This is a genomic window from Streptomyces sp. CA-179760 (genome assembly GCF_050937045.1).
Taxonomy (GTDB): Bacteria; Actinomycetota; Actinomycetes; order Streptomycetales; family Streptomycetaceae; genus Streptomyces.
The window spans coordinates 2,617,251-2,640,628 of sequence record NZ_JBNJLZ010000001.1; the positions used below are offsets into that span (position 1 = coordinate 2,617,251).

18 protein-coding genes and 1 pseudogene are annotated in these 23,378 nt (G+C 71.3%); 5 read left to right on the forward strand and 14 right to left on the reverse strand.

Annotated elements, in window-relative coordinates; translation table 11 throughout:
* Positions 1-30: 30 nt before the first annotated feature.
* The 3 genes and pseudogenes from ACQEV8_RS11720 to ACQEV8_RS11730 all read right to left on the reverse strand — a co-directional run bounded on the left by ACQEV8_RS11720 (position 31) and on the right by ACQEV8_RS11730 (position 2,863).
* The gene (locus ACQEV8_RS11720) at positions 31-732 is read right to left on the reverse strand and encodes a response regulator (protein WP_432959562.1); all 702 of its coding nucleotides are present in this window, start codon (positions 730-732) and stop codon (positions 31-33) included.
* Positions 729-1,954 (reverse strand): annotated as a pseudogene (gene macS, locus ACQEV8_RS11725) (MacS family sensor histidine kinase). Before macS ends, ACQEV8_RS11720 begins: the two are co-directional and overlap by 4 nt.
* A gap of 27 nt (positions 1,955-1,981) precedes the next feature.
* A complete protein-coding gene (locus tag ACQEV8_RS11730; protein WP_432959563.1) occupies positions 1,982-2,863 on the reverse strand; it encodes a 1-acyl-sn-glycerol-3-phosphate acyltransferase in 882 nt (293 codons plus the stop codon).
* A gap of 202 nt (positions 2,864-3,065) precedes the next feature.
* Here ACQEV8_RS11730 and ACQEV8_RS11735 point away from each other — a divergent pair, with 202 nt between their 5' ends.
* Positions 3,066-3,863 (forward strand): alpha/beta hydrolase, encoded by a 798-nt coding sequence (locus tag ACQEV8_RS11735; RefSeq protein WP_432959564.1) that lies wholly within the window; start codon positions 3,066-3,068, stop codon positions 3,861-3,863.
* Positions 3,856-4,494 (forward strand): hypothetical protein, encoded by a 639-nt coding sequence (locus ACQEV8_RS11740; protein WP_432959565.1) that lies wholly within the window; start codon positions 3,856-3,858, stop codon positions 4,492-4,494. Before ACQEV8_RS11735 ends, ACQEV8_RS11740 begins: the two co-directional genes overlap by 8 nt.
* On the opposite strand, the gene ACQEV8_RS11745 is transcribed toward ACQEV8_RS11740, so the two are convergent.
* The 6 genes from ACQEV8_RS11745 to ACQEV8_RS11770 all read right to left on the reverse strand — a co-directional run bounded on the left by ACQEV8_RS11745 (position 4,491) and on the right by ACQEV8_RS11770 (position 9,465).
* Complete coding sequence (locus ACQEV8_RS11745; RefSeq protein ID WP_432959566.1) at positions 4,491-5,237, reverse strand: endonuclease/exonuclease/phosphatase family protein; 747 nt, start codon at positions 5,235-5,237, stop codon at positions 4,491-4,493. The genes ACQEV8_RS11740 and ACQEV8_RS11745 overlap by 4 nt on opposite strands.
* A 113-nt stretch (positions 5,238-5,350) precedes the next feature.
* Entirely contained in the window at positions 5,351-6,304 is a 954-nt protein-coding gene (locus ACQEV8_RS11750) for an ROK family glucokinase (RefSeq protein ID WP_432959568.1), read from the reverse strand.
* Positions 6,305-6,375: 71 nt separating this feature from the next.
* Positions 6,376-6,876: a DUF5304 domain-containing protein gene (locus ACQEV8_RS11755; protein ID WP_432959569.1), complete on the reverse strand. Its 501-nt coding sequence runs from the start codon at positions 6,874-6,876 to the stop codon at positions 6,376-6,378.
* Between the two features lie 57 nt (positions 6,877-6,933).
* Positions 6,934-8,103, reverse strand: coding sequence for an ArsA family ATPase (locus tag ACQEV8_RS11760; RefSeq protein ID WP_432959570.1), 1,170 nt, complete (start codon positions 8,101-8,103; stop codon positions 6,934-6,936).
* A gap of 54 nt (positions 8,104-8,157) precedes the next feature.
* On the reverse strand, positions 8,158-8,598 hold the full coding sequence (locus tag ACQEV8_RS11765) for an SRPBCC family protein (protein WP_432959571.1): 441 nt from the start codon (positions 8,596-8,598) through the stop codon (positions 8,158-8,160).
* Between the two features lie 111 nt (positions 8,599-8,709).
* Positions 8,710-9,465 carry a metallophosphoesterase family protein gene (locus ACQEV8_RS11770; RefSeq protein ID WP_432972617.1) on the reverse strand — a complete coding sequence of 252 codons (756 nt, stop codon included), beginning with the start codon at positions 9,463-9,465 and terminating at the stop codon, positions 8,710-8,712.
* 339 nt (positions 9,466-9,804) lie between these two features.
* On the opposite strand from ACQEV8_RS11770, the gene ACQEV8_RS11775 reads away from it, so the two are divergent.
* Entirely contained in the window at positions 9,805-11,601 is a 1,797-nt protein-coding gene (locus tag ACQEV8_RS11775) for an AMP-dependent synthetase/ligase (protein WP_432959572.1), read from the forward strand.
* Between the two features lie 167 nt (positions 11,602-11,768).
* Here ACQEV8_RS11775 and ACQEV8_RS11780 read toward each other — a convergent pair whose 3' ends face one another.
* The 3 genes from ACQEV8_RS11780 to ACQEV8_RS11790 all read right to left on the reverse strand — a co-directional run bounded on the left by ACQEV8_RS11780 (position 11,769) and on the right by ACQEV8_RS11790 (position 15,561).
* Complete coding sequence (locus tag ACQEV8_RS11780) at positions 11,769-12,689, reverse strand: alpha/beta hydrolase (RefSeq protein ID WP_432959574.1); 921 nt, start codon at positions 12,687-12,689, stop codon at positions 11,769-11,771.
* Between the two features lie 101 nt (positions 12,690-12,790).
* Positions 12,791-14,983 carry a S1 family peptidase gene (locus ACQEV8_RS11785; protein WP_432959576.1) on the reverse strand — a complete coding sequence of 731 codons (2,193 nt, stop codon included), beginning with the start codon at positions 14,981-14,983 and terminating at the stop codon, positions 12,791-12,793.
* Between the two features lie 83 nt (positions 14,984-15,066).
* Complete coding sequence (locus ACQEV8_RS11790) at positions 15,067-15,561, reverse strand: hypothetical protein (protein ID WP_432959577.1); 495 nt, start codon at positions 15,559-15,561, stop codon at positions 15,067-15,069.
* Between the two features lie 606 nt (positions 15,562-16,167).
* Here ACQEV8_RS11790 and ACQEV8_RS11795 point away from each other — a divergent pair.
* Both ACQEV8_RS11795 and ACQEV8_RS11800 read left to right on the forward strand, forming a co-directional pair.
* Entirely contained in the window at positions 16,168-19,839 is a 3,672-nt protein-coding gene (locus ACQEV8_RS11795; protein WP_432959578.1) for an ALF repeat-containing protein, read from the forward strand.
* A gap of 85 nt (positions 19,840-19,924) precedes the next feature.
* Positions 19,925-20,479 carry a hypothetical protein gene (locus tag ACQEV8_RS11800; protein WP_432959580.1) on the forward strand — a complete coding sequence of 185 codons (555 nt, stop codon included), beginning with the start codon at positions 19,925-19,927 and terminating at the stop codon, positions 20,477-20,479.
* A 7-nt stretch (positions 20,480-20,486) separates the two neighbouring features.
* Here ACQEV8_RS11800 and ACQEV8_RS11805 read toward each other — a convergent pair whose 3' ends face one another.
* On the reverse strand, positions 20,487-22,073 hold the full coding sequence (locus tag ACQEV8_RS11805) for a GMC oxidoreductase (RefSeq protein WP_432959582.1): 1,587 nt from the start codon (positions 22,071-22,073) through the stop codon (positions 20,487-20,489).
* A 103-nt stretch (positions 22,074-22,176) separates the two neighbouring features.
* Positions 22,177-23,319 (reverse strand): glycosyltransferase family 4 protein, encoded by a 1,143-nt coding sequence (locus ACQEV8_RS11810; RefSeq protein WP_432959584.1) that lies wholly within the window; start codon positions 23,317-23,319, stop codon positions 22,177-22,179.
* Positions 23,320-23,378: the final 59 nt, after the last annotated feature.

Below are 23,378 nucleotides of genomic sequence, written 5' to 3' on the forward strand. Positions count from 1 at the left end.
GCCTGACGAAGGGTCAGTGTGACGTGCGCCTCACTCGTCGTCGAGGCCGCGTTCTATCGCGTACCTGACCAGCTCCACGCGGTTGTGCAGCTGGAGCTTGCCGAGGGTGTTCTGGACGTGGTTCTGCACCGTGCGGTGGGAGATGACCAGGCGTTCGGCGATCTGCTTGTAGCTCAGGCCCTTGGCGACCAGGCGCAGCACCTCGGTCTCGCGGTCGGTGAGCCGCGGCGCCTTCGGTTCGTCGGTGTCCGGGGCGGGGGCGGGTTCGGAGGCCAGGCGGCGGTACTCGCCGAGGACCAGTCCGGCGAGGCCGGGGGTGAAGACCGGGTCGCCGACGGCCGTGCGGCGCACCGCGTCCTGGAGTTCCCCGGTGGAGGCCGACTTCAGCAGGTAGCCGGTCGCGCCGGACTTCACGGCCTCCAGGACGTCGGCGTGTTCACCGCTCGCGGACAGCACGAGGACGCGCAGCGCCGGGTTCGCGGCGACGACCTCCTTGCAGACCTGGACGCCGGGCTTGGCGGGCAGGTTCAGGTCCAGCACGAGGACGTCGGGTGCGGCGGCCTTGGCGCGGCGCACGGCCTGGTCGCCGTCGCCCGCGGTGGCGACCACCTCGAAGCCCGACTCGGCCAGGTCACGGGCGACGGCGTCACGCCACATGGGGTGGTCGTCGACGACCATGACCTTGATCGGGTCCTTGGCCGGGTCCGGAAGGTTCTCCGTGGTGTCCGTCATCGCCGTTCCGCCTTCCCCCGTGCGTCCGTCACTGCCTTCGGTACCTTCAGCTCGACCTCCGTGCCCTGGCCCGGCACCGAGATCAGCTCCGCGCTGCCGCCGAGGTCGCGCAGCCGGCCGCGGATCGACAGGGCGACACCGAGCCGGCCCTCGCCCTCGGCCTGGGCGAGCCGCCCCTGCGGGATGCCGGGGCCGTCGTCCCGGACGGTGACGATCACCTCGTCCGGCTCGTCCTCGACCAGGATCCACGCGCGCGCCTGCTCCCCGGCGTGCCTGCGGACATTGTCCAGGGCGGCCCCGACGGCCGCGGCCACCTCGCGGGCGGCGACCGGGGTCAGCGGCACGGGCGCGCCGGGCTCGGCGAGGCTGACCTTGGCCCCGGCGTAGGGCGCGAGCAGGGCGCGCAGGTCGACGGGGCCACTGTCCTCAGGCTCCTCGTCGACGGACCGGACGAGCGCTCCCTCGGCGGCGTCCTCCGACACCCTGGAGACGGGCACCAGTCCGCCGGAGACCAGGGTGCGCAGCGCGACCTCCTGCTCGCCGGCCATCCGGCCCAGCTCGGCCGCCTCGCCGCCGATCACCGCACCGCGCCGCTGCACCATGGCCAGCACCTGGAGCACGCTGTCGTGGATGTCCCGGGCGAGCCGCTCCCGCTCTCTCGTCGCGGCCTCGATCTCCAGGGCGCGGGCGAGGGTGCGCTCGGAGGCGCGGGCGACCTCGACGACGTAGCCGATGGCGATGGAGGCGATGCAGACGAGGATGACGTTGTGGACGGTGTCGCGGGCCGGGGTGCCGCGCTCGACCAGGTTGGCTACGGCCACGAGGCCGGAGGCGAGGGCGGCCCAGCGCCAGCCGCCCTTGACGGCGAAGGCGAGGACGGCTCCGGCGGTCCAGATCGACGGCAGGGTCGGGCCGCCGGCCTGGACTCGCTCGTGGGCGTCGGCGACGGGCGTGAGCATGATGCCGGCGATCGCGAGGGTGAGGTCGGCGGCGAGGAACCGCTTGGTGCAGCGGGCGGCGTTCGCGACCCGGGCAGGGTGGCCAGGGTCCACACGCCCAGCACGGCGTAGTAGGCGACGGCGACCCAGGGGCGGGTGAACTCGTCGTAGGCGGTGGCGAACAGGCCGACCGCGTACAGCATCGTGAGTACCCGGTAGCCGGACAGCGCACGCCACAGCGGCTGCTCGACCGACATCCTCATGACTCGCTCGCGCTTGGCCATCTCCCCGCCCCCGGCTTCGAGCCCCGACTAGGGCTCGGTCCGCCGCTGCTCCGTCCGGTCCTTCTCGGACTGGTCCCTCTCGGCCTGGTCCCTCTCGGCCTGGTCCCTCTCGGCCTGGTCCCTCTCGGCCTGGTCCCTCTCGGCCTGGTCCCTCTCGGCCTTTTCCTTCGCGGCCTGTTCCTTCTCCGCCCGCGCGAGTGCGGCCTTCGCCGCCTTCTCGGCTTCCTTGTCCGCCTTCGCCGCGTCCGCGATCTGCCGCTTCATGGCTGTCGCGTACATGTCGACGTACTCCTGGCCGGAGAGCTTCATGATCTCGTACATGACCTCGTCGGTCACCGCGCGCAGCACGAAACGGTCGTGCTCCATGCCCTGGTAGCGGCTGAAGTCCAGGGGCTTGCCGATCCGGATGCCCGGGCGCATCAGCTTCGGCATGACCTTCCCGGGCGGCTGGATCTTCTCCGTGTCGATCATGGCCACGGGCAGGACGGGGGCGCCGGTGGCGAGGGCCACGCGCGCGAGGCCGCCCGGCTTGCCGCGGTAGAGCCTGCCGTCGGGCGAGCGCGTCCCCTCCGGGTAGATGCCGAACAGCTCGCCGCGCTCCAGCACCTCTATGCCGCTCTTGATGGCGGCCTCACCCGCGCCGCGCGCGCCGGAGCGGTCCACGGGGAGCTGGCCGACGCCCTTGAAGAAGGCGGCCGTCATCCGGCCCTTCACACCGGGCGTGGTGAAGTACTCCGCCTTCGCGATGAACGTGACCTTGCGGTCCAGGACCGCGGGCAGGAAGAACGAGTCCGAGAAGGACAGGTGATTGCTCGCCAGGATCGCGGCGCCCTCTGCGGGAACGTTCTCCAGGCCTTCCACCCAGGGCCTGAAGGCGACCTTCAGCGGTCCCCCAACAGCGACCTTCATCGCGCCGTACAACAACCGAGTGCCTCCTGTATGTGTCGGTCAGACCTTAACCCGGAGCGCTGTCAAAGGCGCCGACGGCCCTGGTCGGTGTCAGTGCGGTCGCGTACGGTGAAGGTCCCGCGAACGACGTGCGACCCCCTCCATGACGTTCCGTGACATTCCGTGATCGTGTCAGTCCCTTCTCACGACCAGGAGGCCGAAGGTGCCGGTCCTTTCCGGAGCCGAGCCGTTTCGCCACGAGGGCGGGGAGGTCGCCGTCCTCCTCTGCCACGGTTTCACCGGATCACCGCAGTCGCTGCGCCCCTGGGCGGAGCATCTCGCCGAGCGCGGCCTGACCGTCTCCCTGCCGCTGCTGCCCGGGCACGGCACCCGCTGGGAGGACCTGCGGATCACCGGCTGGCAGGACTGGTACGCGGAGGTGGACCGCGAGCTGCGCCTCCTGTGCGAGCGCCGTGCGCAGGTGTTCGTGGCCGGTCTGTCCATGGGCGGCGCCCTGGCCCTGCGCCTCGCCGCGAAGCACGGCGACGCCGTCAGCGGCGTGGCGGTCGTCAACCCCGCGAACAAGGTGCACGGCCTGGCCGCGCACGCCCTGCCGGTGGTCCGCCACCTCGTCCCGGCGACGAAGGGCATCGCCAGCGACATCGCCAAGCCGGACAGCAGGGAACTGGGCTACGACAAGGTGCCGCTGCACGCGGCGCACTCCCTGCGCCAGTTCTTCCGAATCGTCGACGGCGAGCTGCCGCAGGTCACACAGCCGGTGCTGCTGATGCGCAGCCCGCAGGACCATGTGGTGCCGCCCGCCGACTCCGCCCGCGTCCTCAGCCGCATCTCCTCGACGGATGTGAAAGAGGTCATCCTGGAACAGAGCTACCACGTCGCCACGTTGGACCATGACGCGGACCGGATCTTCGAGGAGAGCGTCGAGTTCATCGGCCGGCTCGCGTCCGGCCTCGGCAAGGAGCCCGGTCTCGGCAAGGAAGGGACGACCGCAGGTGGCTGAGCACGACTCGGACCGCGAGGACCGCGAGCCGGACGAGCAGGGCGTCCCGTTCGACGAGGAGGCCGCCTGGGCCGCGATCGTCGCCGCCTACGGCGAGGAGCCGCCGGACCCGCCGGGCGCCAAGCCGTACAAGTCGATCGAGGACCTGGCCCTGCTGGAGACCGGGACCAACGACGACCGGGTGGACACGGCCGGGGCATCCGGGGAGGCCGCGAAGCCGGCTGAGCCCGAGGGACCGGAGGTCAAGGGAGCCGGGGACAAGCCGCCTACCTCAGCCACACCGGCCACACCGCTGGGCGGCTCCGTTTCCTTCGCTCCCGGCGTCGGCCCGCGCGACTACTCCGCGCCCGAACCCGCCGAGGACGACTTCGATGAGGACGACGAAGGCCACTTCGTGCCGCCGGAGCCGCCCCCGCTGCCGGCGGCCGACGCCACCGCGAAGTTCGCCTGGCTGGGCGTGCTCGGCGGTCCGGTCCTGCTCCTGCTGGCCGTGGTGCTCGGCTGGGAGATGACCTGGTGGCTGGCCACGGCGGGGATCGGCGGATTCCTGGGCGGGTTCGCGACGCTGGTCATGCGGATGCGGACGGACGACGAGGACGACGAGGATCCGGGGCGCGGGGCGGTCGTCTAAGCGGCTGGAATCTTGAGGGCGGCCAGGACCGGGAGATGGTCCGTGGCCGCCCTCAGGTCTGTCCCGGTCACCCCGGGGAGCCCGGCCGGCACGCCGCAGCCCAGCACCTCGATGCCCTCGGTCGCGAAGATCGCGTCGATGCGCTGGTAGGGGTCGGCGGGGGTCCAGGTGTGCTCGCCGCCCCAGGGCGCGGCGGCCCGGCAGTCGGTGAGCCCGTCGGTCAGCCGGCGGAAGGTGCGGCCGTCGGGGCGTTCGTTCAGGTCGCCGCCGGCGATCGCGTGCTCCACGCCCATCCCGGCGAGCCGATCGAGGAGCATGCCGCCCTGCTCGTAGCGCTCGTCCTTCTGCAGCGACAGATGGCAGCTCAGGACGCCGAGCCGGGCGTCGGCGAACCGGACGACGGCAGTGGCGAAGCCGCGGCGGTGCAGGCCGGGAGTGAGGGGCAGGAGGACGTCCTCCGTGCGCTCGATCGTCGCCCGGAGCGAGCAGAGGATCGCCGGGCCCGCGGCGGTGGCGCCGCCGGTGAGGATGACGAGGTCGGCCGCGCGGGCCAGGCGGGCGAGTTTCTTGCGCCAGCGGAAGAAACGGGGGGCTTCCTGGACGAGGACCAGGTCGGGCTCGCACGCCCTGATGACGCGGGCCAGGGCGGCTGTGTCGTCGCGCATCGAGCGGATGTTGTAGCTGAGGACCCTGATGACTGCGGAACCGTCCGGTTCCGTGCGGGAGTTGGGGAGCAGGGGCATGTGATCAATTTACGCCCGATAGGTCGGGGCGCGGGGTTTGTACGCGTGTGCCGGTTGGCTGTGGCTTGTCGCGCAGTTTCCCGCGCCCCCGGGGCGCGCCCCTGAAGGTGCGTTTACATGATCGGGTCGGGTTCCCGCGCCAGGTCCGCCGCGCCTACCAGGCCCGCCTTGTTGCCCAGTTCCGCGGCTCTTACCTCCGCCACCGGACGCCAGTTGCCGCCGACCAGCCAGCGCTTGTAGGACTTGCGGATCGGGCCGAGGACCAGTTCGCCCTCGTCGGAGAGGCCGCCGCCCACGATGAACGCGGAGGGGTCGAAGAGGGAGGCGAGGTCGGCGAGGCCCGCGCCGACCCAGCGGGCCAGCTCGCGGTAGGAGTCGACGGCCACGCGGTCGCCCTGGCGGGCGGCCATGGAGATGTGCTTGCCCTCGATGCCCTCGGGCGTGCCGTCGCCGAGACCGAGCAGGGTCTCGGCGTTCTCCGGGGTGGCGTTGGCGCGCTGCTTGGCGTACCGGACGAGCGCGCGTCCCGAGGCGTACTGCTCCCAGCAGCCCTGCGATCCGCAGCCGCACAGCAGGCCGTCCGGCACCATGCGGATGTGGCCGAACTCGGCAGCCACGCCGAAGTGCCCGCGGCGCAGCTTGTTGCCGATGATGATGCCGCCGCCGAGGCCGGTGCCCAGGGTGATGCAGATGACGTTGCGGTGGCCCTTGCCCCCGCCGAACTTGTACTCGCCCCACGCCGCGGCGTTCGCGTCGTTCTCGACGACCACCGGAAGGCCCACGCGGGCCTCGACCTTCTCCTTGAGCGGCTCGTTGCGCCAGTGGATGTTGGGCGCGAAGTAGACCTCGGAGCGCTGCCGGTTCACATAGCCGGCGGCGCCGATGCCCACGCCGACGATGTCGTGCCCGACGCGGGCGCCTTCCACCGCCGAGGCGATGGCGTCCACGATGCCCTCGGCCGTGCCCGGGGTCGGCACCTTGTGGGTCGAGAGGATGTTGCCTTCCTCATCGACCACGCCGGCCGCGATCTTCGTGCCGCCGATGTCGACGCCGATGGTGAGTCCCATGAATCCCTCAGTTTCGGTCGAGCCCCGCTACGGCCAACGGTACCCGAGTGGACGGGGGCTCGGCCGGGGACTCAGTCCAGGTCGATGCGCTCGCCGGGGCCGTCGTCGTCGCCCCGGTCGCGGCGTTCGTCCAGGTCACGAGGATCGGCCTCGTCGCCGCGGCCGGTCCAGCGCCGCTCCTGGGCCTGCACGGCGGAGCGGTAGGCGGCGAGCAGTTCGTTCCCGGCCGCCGCCAGGTGGTCGAAGACGTCCGGGTTGCGCTCGATGACGGGTTCCACGGCGTCCTTGGCCTGCTGGACGACCTGCTTGACGACCTGCTGGGCCGCGGGCCCCGCGACCGCGCCGAACAGCGGGGACTCGAGGCCGGACAGCTTGTCCGCGACGGCGTCGACGAGCTTCTTCAGTTCCTCGGCCGCGGAGCCCGGGGGCGGGCCGTACTCGGCGCGGCGGCGGGCCTTCTCCGCCTCGAGGTCCTCGGCGCACGCGGTCGCCCAGGCGTCGGCGTCGGTCGCCCGTACCTCGTCCACGGCCTCTTCGCGGGCGGCGTCGGACGGGGGGAGCTCTTCGCTCATGACGGACTCCTGACTACGGTTCGTCCCTACGACGTTACCCGAACGGACGTACCGCGCTCACCGGGCCCGCGGCCACAGTTTCGGGTCGGGCGCGAAACGGACGCACAGCTCGCCGTCGCGCAGGCCGGCCCCGTCGACGGTGCAGCGGCGCAGCGCGGAGGGCAGCGGGACGATACGGCGGAACCGCCCCGCGGTGACGACCAGTTCGTCGCCGCGCCGGACGAGGTCCAGTTCCTCGCGTATGGCGCCGGGCAGCGGGATGTGCCAGACGAGCACACCGTCCTCGCCGAGCCGGTCGGTCACGGGCCATTCGACCGGGGAGCCGGTGTGCTCGGCGCCGGGCGCCGCGAGGGCGGTGAGGTCGTCGGCGCCGAGCGGGTCGCGTCCGAGGTGGGCGACGGTGCGCACGTCGTACGCCTCCCGCCACTCCTCCAGTGTCTTGCGCTGCTGGGCGACCGGCCCGGCGAGCCAGGTGTCCGGGGACGCCTCGGGCAGGACGCGGTTGGCGACCACGACGTCGGTGCGCAGACCGCGCAGGGCGAGACCGAGACCGGCGCCGCGGACGGCGTCGGCACCGGCCGGGCCCGGCTCGGCGACCAGCCGTACGACGGTGTCACGGTCGGCGACGACCGCCTCCGCGGCCGCCAGCTCCAGGTCCCAGCGGCCTGCCGTCTCGTACAGCCAGTCGGCGGGCATGGGAACGCCCGCGAGCCGTCCCAGCACGGGGCGCAGGGCGCGGGCGGCCTGCCGTTCGGGCGGCAGCAGCCGGCGCAGATAGCGGCGCAGCTCCTCGGGCAGAGCCAGCAGGGCGAGGGCCTGCGGGGTCGGCGGCAGGTCGACGACGAGGAGGTCGTACGACTCCGCCAGCGCGGCGTCGCGCAGGGCGCGCAGCAGGGCGAGTTCCCCGGCACCCGGCAGCGGCGTGAGTTCCTCGGGATCCAGCCGGGAGGCGCCGAGGAGGTCCAGGGCGGAGGAGGCACGGTCCTGAAGCGCGGTGAGGTCCCTGCGGAAGTCCTGGGCGGGGTCGGGCCGCCAGGCGGTGAGACGCGGTGCGGCTTCGACCGGGGTCGGGCCGGTCGGGACACCGAGGGCGGCACCGAGGGTGTCCGTGCGGTCGGCGCTGAGGACGAGGGTGTTGGTGCCCTTCGCCGCCGCGGCCAGGGCGGTCGCGGCCGAGAGGGTGGTACGACCGCTGCCGCCGGGGCCGGTGATCAGGATGGTGCGCATGGGAATGAACGGTAACCGAGTCGCCCTCGGAGGGACTGCCTGCGGCCGGGGCGGCTACTTCCCGGATTCGACGCGCTTCTTCAGCCCCGCCAACGCCCGGTCGATGATGACCTTCTCGGCCTTCCGCTTGATCATCCCCAGCATCGGGATCTTGACGTCCACGGTCAGCACGTACGTGACCTCCGTGCTTCCCGCCCCCGCCGGCTTGAGGATGTACGAGCCGTCCAGAGACCGCAGCATCTGGGACTTCACCAGCGTCCAGGACACCTCGTTCTCGCCGGTCCAGGTGTACCCGAGCACCTGGTCGTCCTTGATCGCCCCCGCGTCCATGACGAGGCGGACCTGCTCGGCGCGGCCCTGTTCGTCGGTCTTGAGGACCTCCGCCTCCTTCACCTCGCCGGTCCAGTCCGGGTAGCGGGCGAAGTCGGAGATGACCGCCATGACGTCGGCCGGGGCTGCCTCGATGGTGATGCTCGAGCTGGTGTGTTCCGCCATCGCCGTGGCTCCTCCAGATACGGGCCGGTAAGACGTCGTCGTGCGCACGTGTGTGCAGCGTGAAGGCTACCGCGCACGGGGCTCGCCGATCTCACCCGACCTGGGACGTCCTCACCATTCCAGCGCCCAGGGCGTCCCCGTCGCCGCGAAGTGCCCCACGTTCACGCACTCGGTGGCCCCGATCCGCATCCGCCGGGTGAGCGGCTGGTGCACGTGCCCGAACAGGGCGTACCGGGGCCGGGTGCGGTGGATGGCGTCCAGCAGGGCGCGGCTGCCCCGCTCGAAGCGGCGGGCGACGGTGTCGTAGACCAGCTCGGGAACCTCGGGCGGGATGTGTGTGCAGAGCACGTCGACCTCGCCGACGGCCTCGATCTTCGCCGCGTACTCCTCGTCGCTGATCTCGTACGGCGTCCGCATCGGCGTGCGCAGGCCGCCGCCCACGAAGCCGAAGACCCGGCCGCCGATCTCGACGCGCTCTCCGTCGAGGACGGTCGTGCCGGGCCCGGCGTACTCCGGCCACAGCGGCGGCATGTCGACGTTGCCGTAGGTCGCGTACGTAGGAGTGGGGAACGCGGCGAACATCTCGGCGTACTGCTTGCGGACCGCCTTCTCGATCACCGAGGCCCGCTCCGCACCGACCCCGGCCCACAGCCGGGCCCCGAGTTCCCGCGCCTCCTCGAAGCGGCGGGCGGTGCGCAGCGCCACGAGGCGGTCGGCGTTCTGGACGCCGAACAGGTCGGGGAAGATGCCGCGCGAGTGGTCGGCGTAGTCGAGGAAGAGGACGAGGTCGCCCAGGCAGATCAGGGCGTCGGCGCCCTCGCCGGCCCTGGCCAGGTCACGGGCGTTGCCGTGCACGTCGCTCACCACGTGCACGCGTGTCCTGTGGTTCGGGGCTGGTGTGGGTGCCATGGCGATCAAGGGTAGGCCGAGCGCTGTCCTTGTGAACAGTGGCGGCCCTACCTGCGGTTACTGGCCAGTCAGTTAGTACGTGGACTACTGTGCGCGAAGGAATACCCAAGTGTGTGACGCAGCGAACATCTCGACAGGACCCCCTGTCGCAGAAGCCATACCGGCGGGTAACGTCCGGGCCGTCCAGTCGTGCTCAGCATTTCAACAAGTGAATGTCTGAGTACCTGCCCGAGCCTTGGACCACACCGTCGCAGCACACAACGTCGTGGCGCCGGCGCCCTATGAGGAGCAGCAGTCTTGCGCGAGTTCAGCCTTCCGGCTTTGTACGAGGTCCCTGCGGACGGAAATCTCACCGACATCGTCCGCAGAAACGCCGCGCAGCACCCGGACGTCGCCGTCATCGCCCGCAAGATCGGCGGTACCTGGCAGGACGTCACGGCCACCGCCTTCCTCGCCGAGGTGCACACGGCCGCGAAAGGGCTGATCGCCGCCGGTGTCCAGCCGGGCGACCGGGTCGCTCTGATGTCCCGCACGCGCTACGAGTGGACGCTGCTGGACTTCGCGATCTGGAGCGCGGGCGCGGTGACCGTGCCGGTGTACGAGACCAGCTCGCCGGAGCAGGTGCAGTGGATCCTCGGTGACTCGGGCGCCACCGCGTGCATCGTGGAGTCGGACGCGCACACGGCCGCCGTCGAGTCGGTGCGCGACGGGCTGCCCGCGCTGAAGCACGTGTGGCAGATCGAGGGCGGCGGTCTCGACGAACTGGGCCGGCTCGGGCAGGACGTCACCGACCGGACGGTCGAGGAGCGCGGCTCGATCGCCAAGGCCGACGACCCGGCGACCATCGTCTACACCTCGGGCACCACCGGCCGCCCCAAGGGCTGCGTGCTCACCCACCGCAGCTTCTTCGCCGAGTGCGGCAACATCGTGGAGCGGCTGCGTCCGCTGTTCCGCACGGGCGAGTGCTCGGTACTCCTCTTCCTGCCGCTCGCGCACGTCTTCGGGCGTCTGGTGCAGATCGCGCCGATGATGGCGCCGATCAAGCTGGGCATGGTCCCGGACATTTCGCAGCTCACCGACGAGCTGGCCGCGTTCCGCCCGACCCTGATCCTGGGCGTGCCGCGCGTCTTCGAGAAGGTCTACAACTCGGCGCGCGCCAAGGCGCAGGCCGACGGCAAGGGCAAGATCTTCGACAAGGCCGCCGACACCGCGATCGCGTACAGCAAGGCGCTGGACACCCCCTCGGGTCCGTCCTTCGGCCTGAAGGTCAAGTACAAGACGTTCGACAAGCTGGTCTACAGCAAGCTCCGCGCGGTCCTCGGCGGCCGGGGCGAGTACGCCATCTCCGGCGGCGCCCCGCTGGGCGAGCGCCTGGGCCACTTCTTCCGCGGCATCGGCTTCACGGTCCTGGAGGGCTACGGCCTGACCGAGTCCTGCGCGGCGACCGCGTTCAACCCCTGGGACCGGCAGAAGATCGGCACGGTCGGCCAGCCGCTGCCCGGCTCGGTGGTCCGGATCGCCGACGACGGCGAGGTGCTGCTGCACGGCGAGCACCTGTTCAAGGAGTACTGGAACAACCCCGGCGCGACCGGCGAGGCACTGGCCGACGGCTGGTTCCACACGGGTGACATCGGCACCCTCGACGAGGACGGCTACCTCAGGATCACCGGCCGCAAGAAGGAGATCATCGTCACCGCGGGCGGCAAGAACGTCGCCCCGGCCGTGATCGAGGACCGCATCCGGGCGCACGCGCTGGTGGCGGAGTGCATGGTGGTGGGCGACGGGCGGCCGTTCGTGGGCGCGCTGGTCACCATCGACGAGGAGTTCCTGGGCCGCTGGTGCGCGGACCACGGCAAGCCGGCGGGTTCCACCGCGGCGTCGCTGTGCGAGGACCCGGACCTGCTGGCCGCGATCCAGGCGGCGATCGACGACGGCAACGCCGCGGTGTCGAAGGCGGAATCGGTGCGGAAGTTCCGCATTCTGTCCTCCCAGTTCACGGAGGAGTCGGGCCACCTGACCCCCTCACTGAAGCTGAAGCGGAACGTGGTGGCGAAGGACTACGCGCACGAGGTCGAGGCGATCTACGCGAAGTGACCGGGACGACCTGACCGGGAGCCTCAGCCACGGTCCGCGTTGCCTGGTGTCGTCTCGCCGGCCGAGCCGGCCACCACGTCGCGGGACGAGAACGAGTCCCGCCCGGACGTGCCGAAGTGAGAGGCACGGCAGGGCGGGCCCCGGACGCTCGTGGCGGAGTCAGTCCCTCATGCCTTGCTCTTCAGCCAGGTGACGATGCGGTCGTACACCCCTGGTGCGCTCAGCAGGGAGCCGCCGTGCGCGGAGCCGGCGACGATCTGGGTCTGGATCCGTCCGTTGGGCACCCCCTTGGCCTCGGCCGTGGCCTCCAGGTCGGTGGAGTGGACCGGCGGTACGAAGTCGTCCTCGGAGTGGATCAGGTACATCGGGGCGTCGGCCGGGTCGACCCAGTTCTTGGACACCATGCTGCGCCAGGTGTCCCAGCACGAGGGGTGGAGCGTGGTGGATGTGTCACCGGAGTCGGGGTAACAGCGGGCGAGGACAGTCGAGTTGTCGCGGAGTTTGCGCTTCTTGGCGTCGGTGGAGGTGTTGCCGTCGTTCCACGCCCGGTAGGGAGAGGCGACGGGCGAGAGGGCGACCACGCCCTTGAGTCTCAGACCGTTGGCGCCGTGGGTGGCCGCGTCCGTGGCGAGCTGGCCCCCTGCCGAGGAGCCGAGGAGCAGCATCCGGTCGGGGTCGACGTCGAACTCGGCGGCGTGGGAGCGGATCCAGGCAACAGCGTCGGCGACGTCGTCCCTCTGTGCAGGCCACGCGGCCTCGAAATTGAGCCGGTACTTGATGGCGAACACCTGGAAGCCCTCGGCGGCGAAGCGCTCCGCTGAAGCGGACCAGTCGGTCTGGTGGTACCAGTAGCCGCCGTGGATCAGCACCAGCGCCGGCTTGGGGCCGGAGCTGCTTGCGTTCCAATGGGCGTCGAGGGTCTGGCGGGGGTGGGTGCCGTACTTGTGGGTGGTCTTGGCGGCGCCGGCCTGCACGGACTGTGTCGTGCGGGCGCCGTGGGGGGCCGGGGCTGTTGAGACGGTGGTGGACAGGGCGGCGGCACCGGCCACAAGGAGGGCGGCGAGGGCGGGCAGCAGTAAGCGGCGCATGGGCGTGTGCTTTCAAGCAGGAAGAAGTCGGGTGGCGGGCCGGTTCCGCTGCACGAGCGTGTCGCGGAACCGGCCGAGGTGGGTCTGAGTGCGTCGGGGCGTCAGCGGATCACGGAGCCGAACGTCTCACCGGCCGCGGGCAGGCCATCGGTGCCCGGCTGGAACGTCGTGACCGGCTGAGTAGCACCGCTGAGGACGTTGGCCCACGGCACGGCGTGCGCGGAACCGTACGAGACCGGTCCGTTGGGCAGGCCGAGGTAGAGCTCGGTACCGGTCGCGTGCAGGGCGGTGCCCACCTTCTGCGCGTTGCCCAGGGCACCCGGGATGCCGAACTTGCCCGGGTACACCGTGTTGATGAAGGCGCCGTTGGTCAGGCTGAAGGTGTAGACGGTACCGCCGTCGGTGGCGCCGGTGCTGTCCTCGCCGGGCACCCCCACCGCGAGCAGGTTGTTCTGCCCGGTGCTGACCGCGCCCGGGGCGGTGTTCACGGCCGACAGGGACTGGCCGAAGGCGTCACCGGCCTCGATGGCGCCCGGGACGCCGGTGGTTCCCTGGTAGATGCCGGAGATCTGGGTGAATCCGGAGGCTGTGACACGGAAGGTGTCGACGCGGCCCGCGTTGGCGGCCTGGGCGCCGTCCTCGCCCGGCGAGCCGATGGCCAGGATCGACTCGGTACCGTTCGCGGCGGCATTGGCCCGGTACTGCACAAGGGCCAGGGACGCGCCGAACCGGTCGTCGGCTTCCGCGCCGCCCTCGACGGTGTCGAGGTCCTGGTCGATGCCGGTCATGCCGGTCGGCAGCTTGTCGGCCTTGAGGGTGTGGCTGAAGAGGGAGACCCCGCCGGCGACGACGAGCGAGCCGATGGCCTCGCCCGGGGCACCCACCGCGAGGTGCTGTGGCGAACCGGCGATGGTGGAGCCGAACTTGTCACCCGCCTCCATCGCGCCCGGCACGCCCGACTTGTCCTGGTGGATCAGGACGTTGGAGGTGCCGGTGCCGCGCAGGTAGAGGACCCCGCCCGCGTCGGTGAGGCTCCCGGCGGCGTCCTCGCCGGGAGCGCCGACGGCCAGGTACGGATCACCGGTGAGCGTGGTGCCGGCGGCGAGGGCGGCGCCGAACTGGTCGCCGGACTCGGACGCCATCGAGGCGAGGGCACCGGTGCCCGCACCCTGCTCCAGGGCGGCGGACGCCTTGCCGGTGGTCAGCCCGGCCGGGGCGCCGTAGAGGAGGCTGACCATGCCGGCGTCGTTGGCGGTGCCCAGGTCCTCGGCCGGAGCGCCCACCACGAGGTCGGTGCAGCCGTCGAGATTGTGGTCGAACGTGGCGAGCGAGGCACCGAACCGGTCCTTCGCCTCGGCACCGCCGGGCACCGCGGCGAGGTCCTGGGTGAGCTCGCCGGTGCCCTTGCCACCGCCGTACACGACCCGGACCAGACCCGCGCCGGCGTCACCGCCGACGGCCGCGTCGGGGTCGGCGACGGCGGTGTCGCGGACGCCGTCGCAGTTGAAGTCGGTGACCGGAGCCGCCTGCATGGTCGTGTCCAGCCAGGAGCGCAGGTTGTCCACGCGGGCACCGACCGCGCCGGTTCGGGTCTCGTCCGGGTCCTGGCCGAAGCAGCCGCCCTGCCAGGACCTGGTGGCGATGGCCACGACCTCGTACCCGCCGGCTCCGCCGGTTCGCGCGCGCAGTGCCGGGCCACCGGTGTCACCGGCACAGACGGCGACGCCGTCCTTGCCGGCCAGGTCCAGGGTCTCGGTCGCCATCGTGCCGGCCGTGAAGTCGCCGACGTGTAGCTTCAGCGGGGACCATTCGGTCTTGGTGCGACCGAACCCCGGGACGGTGAGGGTCTCGCCCGTGGTGGGCATGGTGGTGCCGACCGATGCCGGTGTGACGCCGGTGACCGGCGTGGCGAGGCGGGCCAGGACGACGTCGCGGTCGGTGCGCGGTACCAGTTCCACGACCTGGCGGACCTGGCCGGCGGTGCTGGTCAGGTCGGTGCGGCCGATGGTGGCGTTGGTGGTCTTCGCGGGCTTGCCCGCGCGGATCTGGAAGCTCTGCTGCGGGTTGTCCGCGAAGCAACTCGCGGCCGTCAGCACCCATCGGGGGTCCACGAGCACGCCGGAGCAGGCTCGTTCGCCGGAGCCGATGTCGAGCCGGGCGGTGTAGGTGTGAGCCCCGTCGGCGCTCTGGTCGCCGGTGACGGCCTGTGCGGGGCCGCCGGAGAACGCGCCGGTCAGCAGGGCGGCCGTGACCACCGTACTCAGCAGCGCCGCGCGTGGGCGGAAGGGAGACACGTTCGGTTCCTTCTGGCTTCGAGTGGGGACGGTGGCCGTGCGTGGCCGCCGTGGAGCGGGCAGGTGTGGTCCCATCACGCGCGTCAGCCGGTGACGCGGATCTCCAGGAGCACGGTGGATGGCTCGCCCAAGCCTTCGCCGACGCCCTTGAGTTCGTTCTTCTTGACGTCGACGGTCTGGCTCTTGCCCTCGGCGGTCAGCTCGGCCCGCACCGGGTGGCTCTCGGTCTGGATGCCGTAGACGTCGGGCAGTTCGAGGGTGAGGTAGCCGCTGGTGTGCGTGGCCGCGAAGCAGAACTCGCCGCCGCCGACCCGGGTCATGACCTTGATCTGGTCGGCGGCCTCGTTGCAGGCGGCCAGGGTGATGCGGCCGTCGCCCCGCTTGAGGCTGATGCCCTGCTCGGCGAGGACCCGGTCCGCGCCGGGGTAGGAGAAGTCCTCGACCGCGACCGGCGGCTGGGCGTCGGCGGCGTCGCCGGGTGCCGCCTTCGGGGCGGCGGTGGCCAGAGCGGTGCCTCCGGCGGCGACAGCACCGATCATGATGCCGGCGAGCAGGACTTTTCGGGCTCTGGGTATCACGAGGGATTCCTTCCGGGAAGCGACGTGCGGGAGCATGCGGATACGGGCCGGCCAGCAGAAGCAGATCGACACCGCGGGCATGCCGGAACGGCATGCCGAGAAAGGATCCAGGAACGCAGACATACGGTGATGCGCGCGAAAACACCGGGAATTCCGCCCGGTCGGCACGATTCCCCCTCGCCCCCCAGAAGCACGTCCCTGCGTAATCGCCTGAACGCCCCCTTCGCGGCCGCACGGTCCCGGCGGCGATCGCACGATAGCAAGTAATCGCCGCCTAAACACCCCACAGGCGTAACACACCACTCACACTCTTTGATCACGTTTTTTTCGGATCTGTACGACGCATCTTCGACCCTTTTATGTCGAGTTTGCCAGCGTTTTACCGTATCTTCGCTCCCGCTTTATGTGTCTGACGTCACATCAGAAACTCGCTCGCGTGCGTCCGAAAACCAACTGGCAGCGTCGGTAATAGAATCGGACGCTGGAAATCTCGGCGTATTCTCAACGAGGCCGAAATTCGGTGACTGGTCCGTCGGTTGACCAGAAAACGAAATGGGTGCTTGTTCCTTGACTCAGAGATTCAGAACCCGGACCGGCGTATTCCGGTTGGCCGGGAGAAACCACCGCGCACACGTCGCACGCCATTCCGCCCGGACACTCTGCCTGGCTCTTTTCCTGTCCCTCACTGTCGGTCTGCTCGGCGTCCCGGCCCATGCGGCGACGACCGAAACCGTCGACCCCGGCGACGAGACGAGTACGGATCACATCCCCGCCACCCCGCGAGGGGAGGTCCTCAAAGCCTGGAGGGCGGGCGGACCCGGCGTGAAGGCCGCCGCGGAGGCGGCGTTGCTGGGCACGGACGCACAGGTCCGCGCGTTCCTCGACAGCGAGCGTGCGGTCGCCGAACTGTCCGACGACCGGGTGGCCACCGTGCAGGTCTTCTCGGCCGGCGGCCGGGGCGTACGCGAGGCCGCCGAGAAGGCTCTGGCCGGGACGCCCGGAGAGCTGGACACATTCCTGAAGTCGGGCTGGCAGGCGCCGCTGGAGCAGGACCAGCGGGTCCGCGCCACCCAGATTGTCAGCGCGGGCGGCCCCGGGGTGAAGGAGTCCGGCCAGGCCGCCCTGAACGGCACCGCCGAGGACGTACAGCGCTTCCTGACCGAGGGCCAGTACGACGCCCGCCGCGACGACGAGCGCGTGGAGGTCGTGCAGATCCTCAGCACGGGCGGAACCGCCACCAGGGAGGCGGCCCAGGCCGCGCTGGACGGTACGCACGAGGACGTCACCGACTTCCTGGAGGTGGGCCAGCACATCGCCCGGGGCCGGGACCAGGAGCAGGCCACCGTCGAGGACCTGGTCGCCCTGGTGAAGGAGGCCGGTCGGCAGGCGCGGGAGGAGACGGAGGCGGCCAAGGAGGCCTCCGCACGCGCCATCGCGGCGACCAAGCTGGCCAAGGAAGCCGCGCAGAAGGCCGCTGCCGAGACCGCGGCCGCCAAGAACGACGCGACCAAGGCGTCCAACGCCGCCGGCCGGGCAGCCGACGCCGCCCGCGGGGCCGCCAAGGCGGCCCAGGAGGCAATCAGCGCCGCCCGCGCCGCCAACACCTCGGCACGGATCGCGGCCAACGCCGCGTCCCAGGCGGCATCCGCCGCCGCTGCCGCCGCCCAGGCCGCATCCCGCGCCCGCAGCGCCGCCGCCGACGCGGCCACGAACGCGGGGAAGGCCGAAGCCGCGCGCAAGGCCGCCAAGGGCGCATACGCCGCGGCCGAAGGCGCGGAGACCGCCGCCGAGGCGGCCGACCACGCGGCGACCGCGGCCGACGAGGCCGGCAAGGCCGCGAAGGCCGCCGCCGGCGCGGGCACCAACGCCGACAACGCCGCGACCGCGGCTCAGGAGGCGAGCGGTCACGCCAACGTCTCCGCCGCCCAGGCCCAGCGGGCCCGGGACGCGGCCGCCGATGCCCGGCGGCAGGCGGCCGAGGCCACCCGCGCCGCGAACCGGGCCGTGACACTGGCGGGGAAGGCCGCCCAGGCCGCCCGGGAGGCCCGGGACGCCGCCAACTCGGCAGCCACCCACGCCCGCAACGCCGGCAAGGCCGCCGACGAGGCTGCCAAGAACGCCGGCGACGCGGCCACGGCGGCCACCGAGTCCAAGAAACACGCCGCCGAGGCCAAGAAGGCCGCCGACGCCGCGACCACGGCCGTGGTCAAGGCCAAGAACACCTTCGACCTGGCGCGCGAGGTGGAGACCGAGGAACTCGCCGACCGCCGGTACACCGAGGTCGAGAAGGCCAAGGCGCTGAAGACCTCGAACGACGAGCGCAAGGCGCGTGAGCAGAAGGCCGCGACGGAGAGCCGTGCGGCCGACGAGGAGGCGGTGCGTCTGGCCGCCGAGGTGAACGCGCCGGACGTCGATGTGCCGACCGCCGCCGGCAAGGCTCGCAAGATCGCGCTGCATGTCGCCAAGACCCGCGGCCCGTGGAGCGCCACCACGGCCGAGGCCGCCCTGGCGGGTTCGGACGCACTGGTCGTGGAGTACATCCGCTCCGGTCTGAAGGAGGCCGCCCAGCGCGACGAGTACGCGCGTACGGTCAACCTGGCGTGGCAGTCGGAGTACGAGCCGGTCCGTACGGCGGCCAAGACCGCGTTGAACGGCGACGCGGCACAGATCAGCGCCTTCATCGCGACCGGTCAGCACGAAGCGGCCCGTCATGACTACCGCATCAAGGTCACCCAGCTGATGCAGAACGCCGGGTCCGCGGTGAAGAAGGCCGGTCAGGAGGCACTGGACTCCGGCTCCGCCGACAAGGCGCGGGCATTCGTCCACACCGGGTACTTCACGGCCCGGACGAGCGACGAGCGGGTCCGCGCCGTCCAGTTGCGCAGCACGGGCGGACCGGAGCTCAAGGCCGCGGCCGACGTGGCGCTGGCCGGACCACCGCAGGTGCTGCACCAGTTCATCGAGGTCGAGCAGTACCGCGCGGCACGCCAGGACCAGCTCACCACGACCCATGTCTCCCGGGTTCAGGGTCTGATCGCCGGGGCGGCGAAGATCGCGGCGACGGCACAGCAGGACGCCGCTCTGGCCGCCAAGGTGGCGGCCGAGGCCATCCAAGCGGCCGAAGAGGCGACGAAGCACGCCAACGCCGCGCGGGAGTCGGCGAGGCAGGCGGGCGAGCACGCCAAGGAGGCGGACGCGCACGCCGACGCGGCGGAGAAGTCCGCGGCCGAGGCCGCTGCCTCGGCCAAGAAGGCCCGGGCCGCCGAAGCCGACGCGAAGCAGGCCGCGCGCTCGGCCGACCTCTCGGCCGAGCGTGCCACCGCCTCCGCCGCCGCGGCGCAGGTCTCCGCGAGTGACGCCTGGGCCGCGGCGGACGCTGCGTACGCCTCCTCGATCGAGGCGGGCAAGGACGCGGCCGCCGCGAGCAAGGCGGCGGACGCGGCGGGCGACGTGGCGTTCCGCAAGCTCCAGGAGGAGATCCGCAAGCACTTCGCGGACCTCGCCGCCGAGGCCGAGGAACGCGGCCTGCTGGCGGAGGACGAGGAGTTCGCGGAGCAGATGGCCAAGCTGAACGAGATCGACTGGGGGCAGTTGCTGTCCGAGGGCGGCCACTTCACCCTCGACATCCTCGGTCTGGTCCCCGGCTTCGGTGAGGCCGCGGACGGCATCAACTGCGCCTGGTACTTCGGCGAGGACAACAAGATCGACGCGGGCCTGTCGTGCGCCGGTGCCGTACCGTTCGCCGGATGGGGCGCCGCGGGCGTCAAGTTCGGCAAGTGGGGCACCAAGGCGGACGACTTCTTCCGCAAGCTCTTCGGCAAGAACCCGGCGTTCGCGCTGTGCGCGCGGTCGATGGCGCGCACGATGTCGGTCACGCGGGCGGCGGCCGAGGTCAGTTGTCCTGTGGGCTTCAGGGTTGTGGGCAGGGAAATGTTCCAGTCGCCCAGCGGTCTGATCTGGATGCGGCCGGCGGGCGGCGGTCAGCACCGCATCGACCATGTGATGCAGCACACCAAGCCGAACCCCGACAAGCCGTTGCACGGCGTCTTCAAGCAGAAGGACCAGGCCAAGCTCCTGGGGCTGATCGACGACGCCTGGAAGAAGCGTGGCACCGATCCGATCATCAACCGGGGCAACAAGGTCTTCCCCGTCGAGTACGACGAAGCGATCGGTGACGGCGGCGAGAAGTTCCTGTGCATCGTCACGCGGTACAAGAGCAAGATGTACCGCGTGATCACCGCGTACCCGTCTGCGTCGAGGGACTGCCCGACCGCCTGACCAGAGAATGACCAGCGAGTGCCGCCGGGCCGGTTCCCGGCCCGGCGGCGCCGGCGCTTCGCCGAACACCGCAAAGGACACCACCATGCTTTCCCTCGACCGCCTCCGGGAACTCCTGCGCGAGCTGGACGACCCCGACCCCGCCCACCGGGAGATGCCCCGGGACTACGACGTTCCGGCCGCCCGGCAGCGCTTTCGCCGGTTCGCCGACGCCCTGGAGAGGCGGTTCGGGCCGTCCGTGTCGGCCGGCATGGGGCAGGACTCGAGCTTCCTCGGTGTCGTTTCGGCCCCGGCCGATGCCACGGGGACGGGCCTGCCCCTGCGGGTGGCGATGAGCAACTTCGGTCCCTTCGTCACTGCCGGAACGGGCCTTGGACTGGGCATGCCCGGCTGTGAAGATGGCATTGACGACGAGTTCCTCATCTGGCTCGACGAGCTGTGTACGGAGCTCGGCTGCATCTACGTTCCCATCGAATTGCTCATGGAGCCGTACGACGGACCAACTGCCCTCGGGGACAACGAGGCCGACGAAGCGATCCTGGCCACGCTGGCGGCCCCGTCCGCGGACGGGGAGGAGGAAGAGGAAGAGGAGGATGATCTTCCTCCTGTCTGGCTGGACCGGTACTTCCAGTACATGTGAGGCGCGGTCAGGGCGCGGTGTCCTCGGCCAGGACCCGCGCCATCGTGCGTTCGGCGAGGGCCGTGATGGTCACGAAGGGGTTGACGCCGATCGACCCGGGCACGAGCGAGCCGTCGGTGACGTACAGGTGTGGATACCCCTTCACCCGGCCGTAGTCGTCGGTCGCCTTACCGAGCACACAACCGCCCAGCGGGTGGTACGTGAAGTCGTCCGCGAAGACCTTGTTGCCCGAGCCGAACAGGTCGTACCGGTAGATCGTGGCGTTCGCCCTGTTGATCCGGTCGAACAGTTTCTTCGCCATGCCCACCGACACGGCACTCTGCGCGGCGCTCCACCCGAGCCGCACGGCGCCGCTCGCCGAGTCGTACGTGAAGGACGCCCGCTGCGGGTTCTTGGTGATCGCCAGGTAGAGGCTGACCCAGTGTTCGAGCCCCATCGGCAGGGGCGCGATCTCGGCGAAGACGGGGTTGGCGGTGTTGGCCCAGTCGTCGATGCCCATGACCGGCATGGTCGACTGGTTCGCGCCCACCGTGTCCCACAGGTGGTTGGCCCGGCCGAGCATCACGTTGCCGTTGGTGCCCCAGCCGGTGCCGACGCTCGCGTCCAGGGCGGGCAGGGTGCCCGACTCCCGGGCGCGGACCAGGAGTTCCGTCGTGCCGATGCTGCCGCCGCCGAGGAACAGGTACGTGCAGGCGTACTCCTTGGTCTCGACGACGGCGCCGGTGTCGTCGATCCGGTCGGCGCTCAGGACGTACGTCCCGTCGGCGGCCCCGCTGATCGACGTCACCCGCTCCATGGTGTGGAGGGTGACGTTCCCGGTGCCGAGCGCTGAGGCCAGGTAGGTCTTGTCGAGGCTGCGCTTGCCGTGGTTGTTGCCGTAGATGACCTCGCCGCCGAGCGCGGATCTGGTCGCCGTGCCGGCCGCCTCGCGCTCCATGTGGCCGAAGTCGTAGACGTTGGGCACGAAGGTGGTCTTCAGCCCGGCGTTGTCCGCGTGATTGCGGGAGATCCGGGTGAAGCGGTACCACTCGGTGGACTCGAACCAGGCCGGGTCGATGGTGTTGACGCCGAGCATGGAGCGGGCGCGCGGGAAGTACGTGTCGTACATCTCCGCGGTGTCCACGGTCGGGAACTGCTCGGCGAAGTAGGACCGGAGCGGGGTCACCGCCATGCCGCCGTTGACCAGGGAACCGCCGCCGACGCCCCGGCCGACGTACACGGACATGTGGTCGTAGTGCACGCGGTCCAGGACGCCCGGGTAGGCGCTGATGTCCCTGTTGACCAGGTCCAGCCACAGGAAGGTGGCCAGCGGGGCCTCCGTGCGGGTGCGGAACCACATGGAGCGCCGGTCCGGGGTGCTGGTGGAGCAGAAGATCTTGCCGTCGGGGCCTGGGGTGTTCCAGAGCCCGCCCATCTCCAGGACGAGGGTGCGGATGCCGGCCTGACCGAGGCGGAGGGCGGCCACGGCGCCGCCGTAGCCGGAACCGACGACGATGGCGGGCGCGTTGTCCACGGCAGCCGGCTCGACGGCCGACGCGGACTGCAGACCGATGCGGGTGAGGCCGGACGCGGCGGCCGTCTGGAGGGCTATCATGCCCAAGATTTGACGTCTCGTCAGTTGATGACTAATCAGTTTTGCTGCCATGCGCGCAGCATGTGCGGATTTTTACGTTCCGCCTAGGGTCCGGGAGCCATGCTCAGAGCAAAGCTTTGAGCTTCTCCGCCAGCAGGTCCCAGCGCCACTTCTCCTCGACCCACTCCCGGCCCCGCTCCCCCATCCTCCGGCGCAGCTCGGCGTCACCGAGGAGCGTGACGACCCGCTCGGCGGTCTCCTCCGCCGAGCCGCCCCGGACGACCCACCCCGTCTCGCCGTCGAGGACCGCGTCCGGCGCGCCGCCGGAGTCGCCGGCGACGACGGGCAGGCCGGTCGCCGAGGCCTCCAGGTAGACGATGCCGAGGCCTTCGACGTCGAGGCCGCCGCGCCGGGTCCGGCAGGGCATCGCGAAGACGTCCCCGGCGCCGTAGTGGGCGGGCAGCTCGGACCAGGGGACGGCTCCGGTGAAACGTACGGAGGCGGCGACTCCGGTCTCCTGGGCCAGCTTGCGCAGGTCACCCTCGTACGGGCCGCCCCCGACGATCAGCAGTACGGCGTCGGGCTCGGCGGCCAGGATCCGGGGCATGGCCCGGATCAGCGTGTCCTGGCCCTTGCGCCGCACCAGCCGGGACACGCACACGATCACCGGGCGGTCCGTCAGCCCGAGCCGCGCCCGGATCTCGTCGCCGCCCGAGTCCGGGTGGAAGGTCTTCTCGTCGACGCCGGGCGGCAGCTGCGCCATCCGCGCGGCCGCCTGGGGGCTCAGTGCGCCGGCGATCCGCGAGCGCGTGTACTCGCCGAGGTAGGTGATCGTGTCCGTGGAGTCCCCGATCCGGCGCAGCAGCTGCCGGGCGGCGGGCAGCTGGGCCCAGCCGGCCTCGTGCCCGTGCGTGGTGGCCACCAGCCGCTCGGCGCCCGCGTCGCGCAGCGCCGGTGCCATCAGACCGAGCGGCGCCGCCGCCCCGAACCACACCGACGCGCAGTCGTGCTCCCTCAGCAGCCCGACGGCGCGCCGGGTGACGGCGGGCGTCGGCAGCAGCATGGTCGTACGGTCCCGTACGACGGTGAAGGGCTGTTCGGCGTCGAAGGCCGCGGTCGCCTCGACACCCTCCTGGCTCCGCTTCCACGTCGACGCGTAGACGACCAGCTGCCGCGGGTCCAGCCGCAGCGCCATGTTGTGCAGAAACGCCTGGATGCCGCCGGGGCGGGGCGGGAAGTCGTTGGTCACGATCAGGGTCTTGCGCACGCCGCCGACCCTACCGAACCCGACCCTCACAGCCGTGCGGGGCGGCTCCTATGGCACGC

What these genes read in the sequence shown, in the direction of transcription:
- ACQEV8_RS11805 (WP_432959582.1), bottom strand. Translation starts at nt 22,073, where the DNA reads ATGATAGCCCTCCAGACGGCCGCCGCGTCCGGCCTCACCCGCATCGGT.
- ACQEV8_RS11745 (WP_432959566.1), bottom strand. Translation starts at nt 5,237, where the DNA reads ATGCCCCTGCTCCCCAACTCCCGCACGGAACCGGACGGTTCCGCAGTC.
- ACQEV8_RS11730 (WP_432959563.1), bottom strand. Translation starts at nt 2,863, where the DNA reads ATGAAGGTCGCTGTTGGGGGACCGCTGAAGGTCGCCTTCAGGCCCTGG.
- ACQEV8_RS11755 (WP_432959569.1), bottom strand. Translation starts at nt 6,876, where the DNA reads ATGAGCGAAGAGCTCCCCCCGTCCGACGCCGCCCGCGAAGAGGCCGTG.
- ACQEV8_RS11720 (WP_432959562.1), bottom strand. Translation starts at nt 732, where the DNA reads ATGACGGACACCACGGAGAACCTTCCGGACCCGGCCAAGGACCCGATC.
- ACQEV8_RS11760 (WP_432959570.1), bottom strand. Translation starts at nt 8,103, where the DNA reads ATGCGCACCATCCTGATCACCGGCCCCGGCGGCAGCGGTCGTACCACC.
- ACQEV8_RS11750 (WP_432959568.1), bottom strand. Translation starts at nt 6,304, where the DNA reads ATGGGACTCACCATCGGCGTCGACATCGGCGGCACGAAGATCGCGGCC.
- ACQEV8_RS11800 (WP_432959580.1), top strand. Translation starts at nt 19,925, where the DNA reads ATGCTTTCCCTCGACCGCCTCCGGGAACTCCTGCGCGAGCTGGACGAC.
- ACQEV8_RS11765 (WP_432959571.1), bottom strand. Translation starts at nt 8,598, where the DNA reads ATGGCGGAACACACCAGCTCGAGCATCACCATCGAGGCAGCCCCGGCC.
- ACQEV8_RS11780 (WP_432959574.1), bottom strand. Translation starts at nt 12,689, where the DNA reads ATGCGCCGCTTACTGCTGCCCGCCCTCGCCGCCCTCCTTGTGGCCGGT.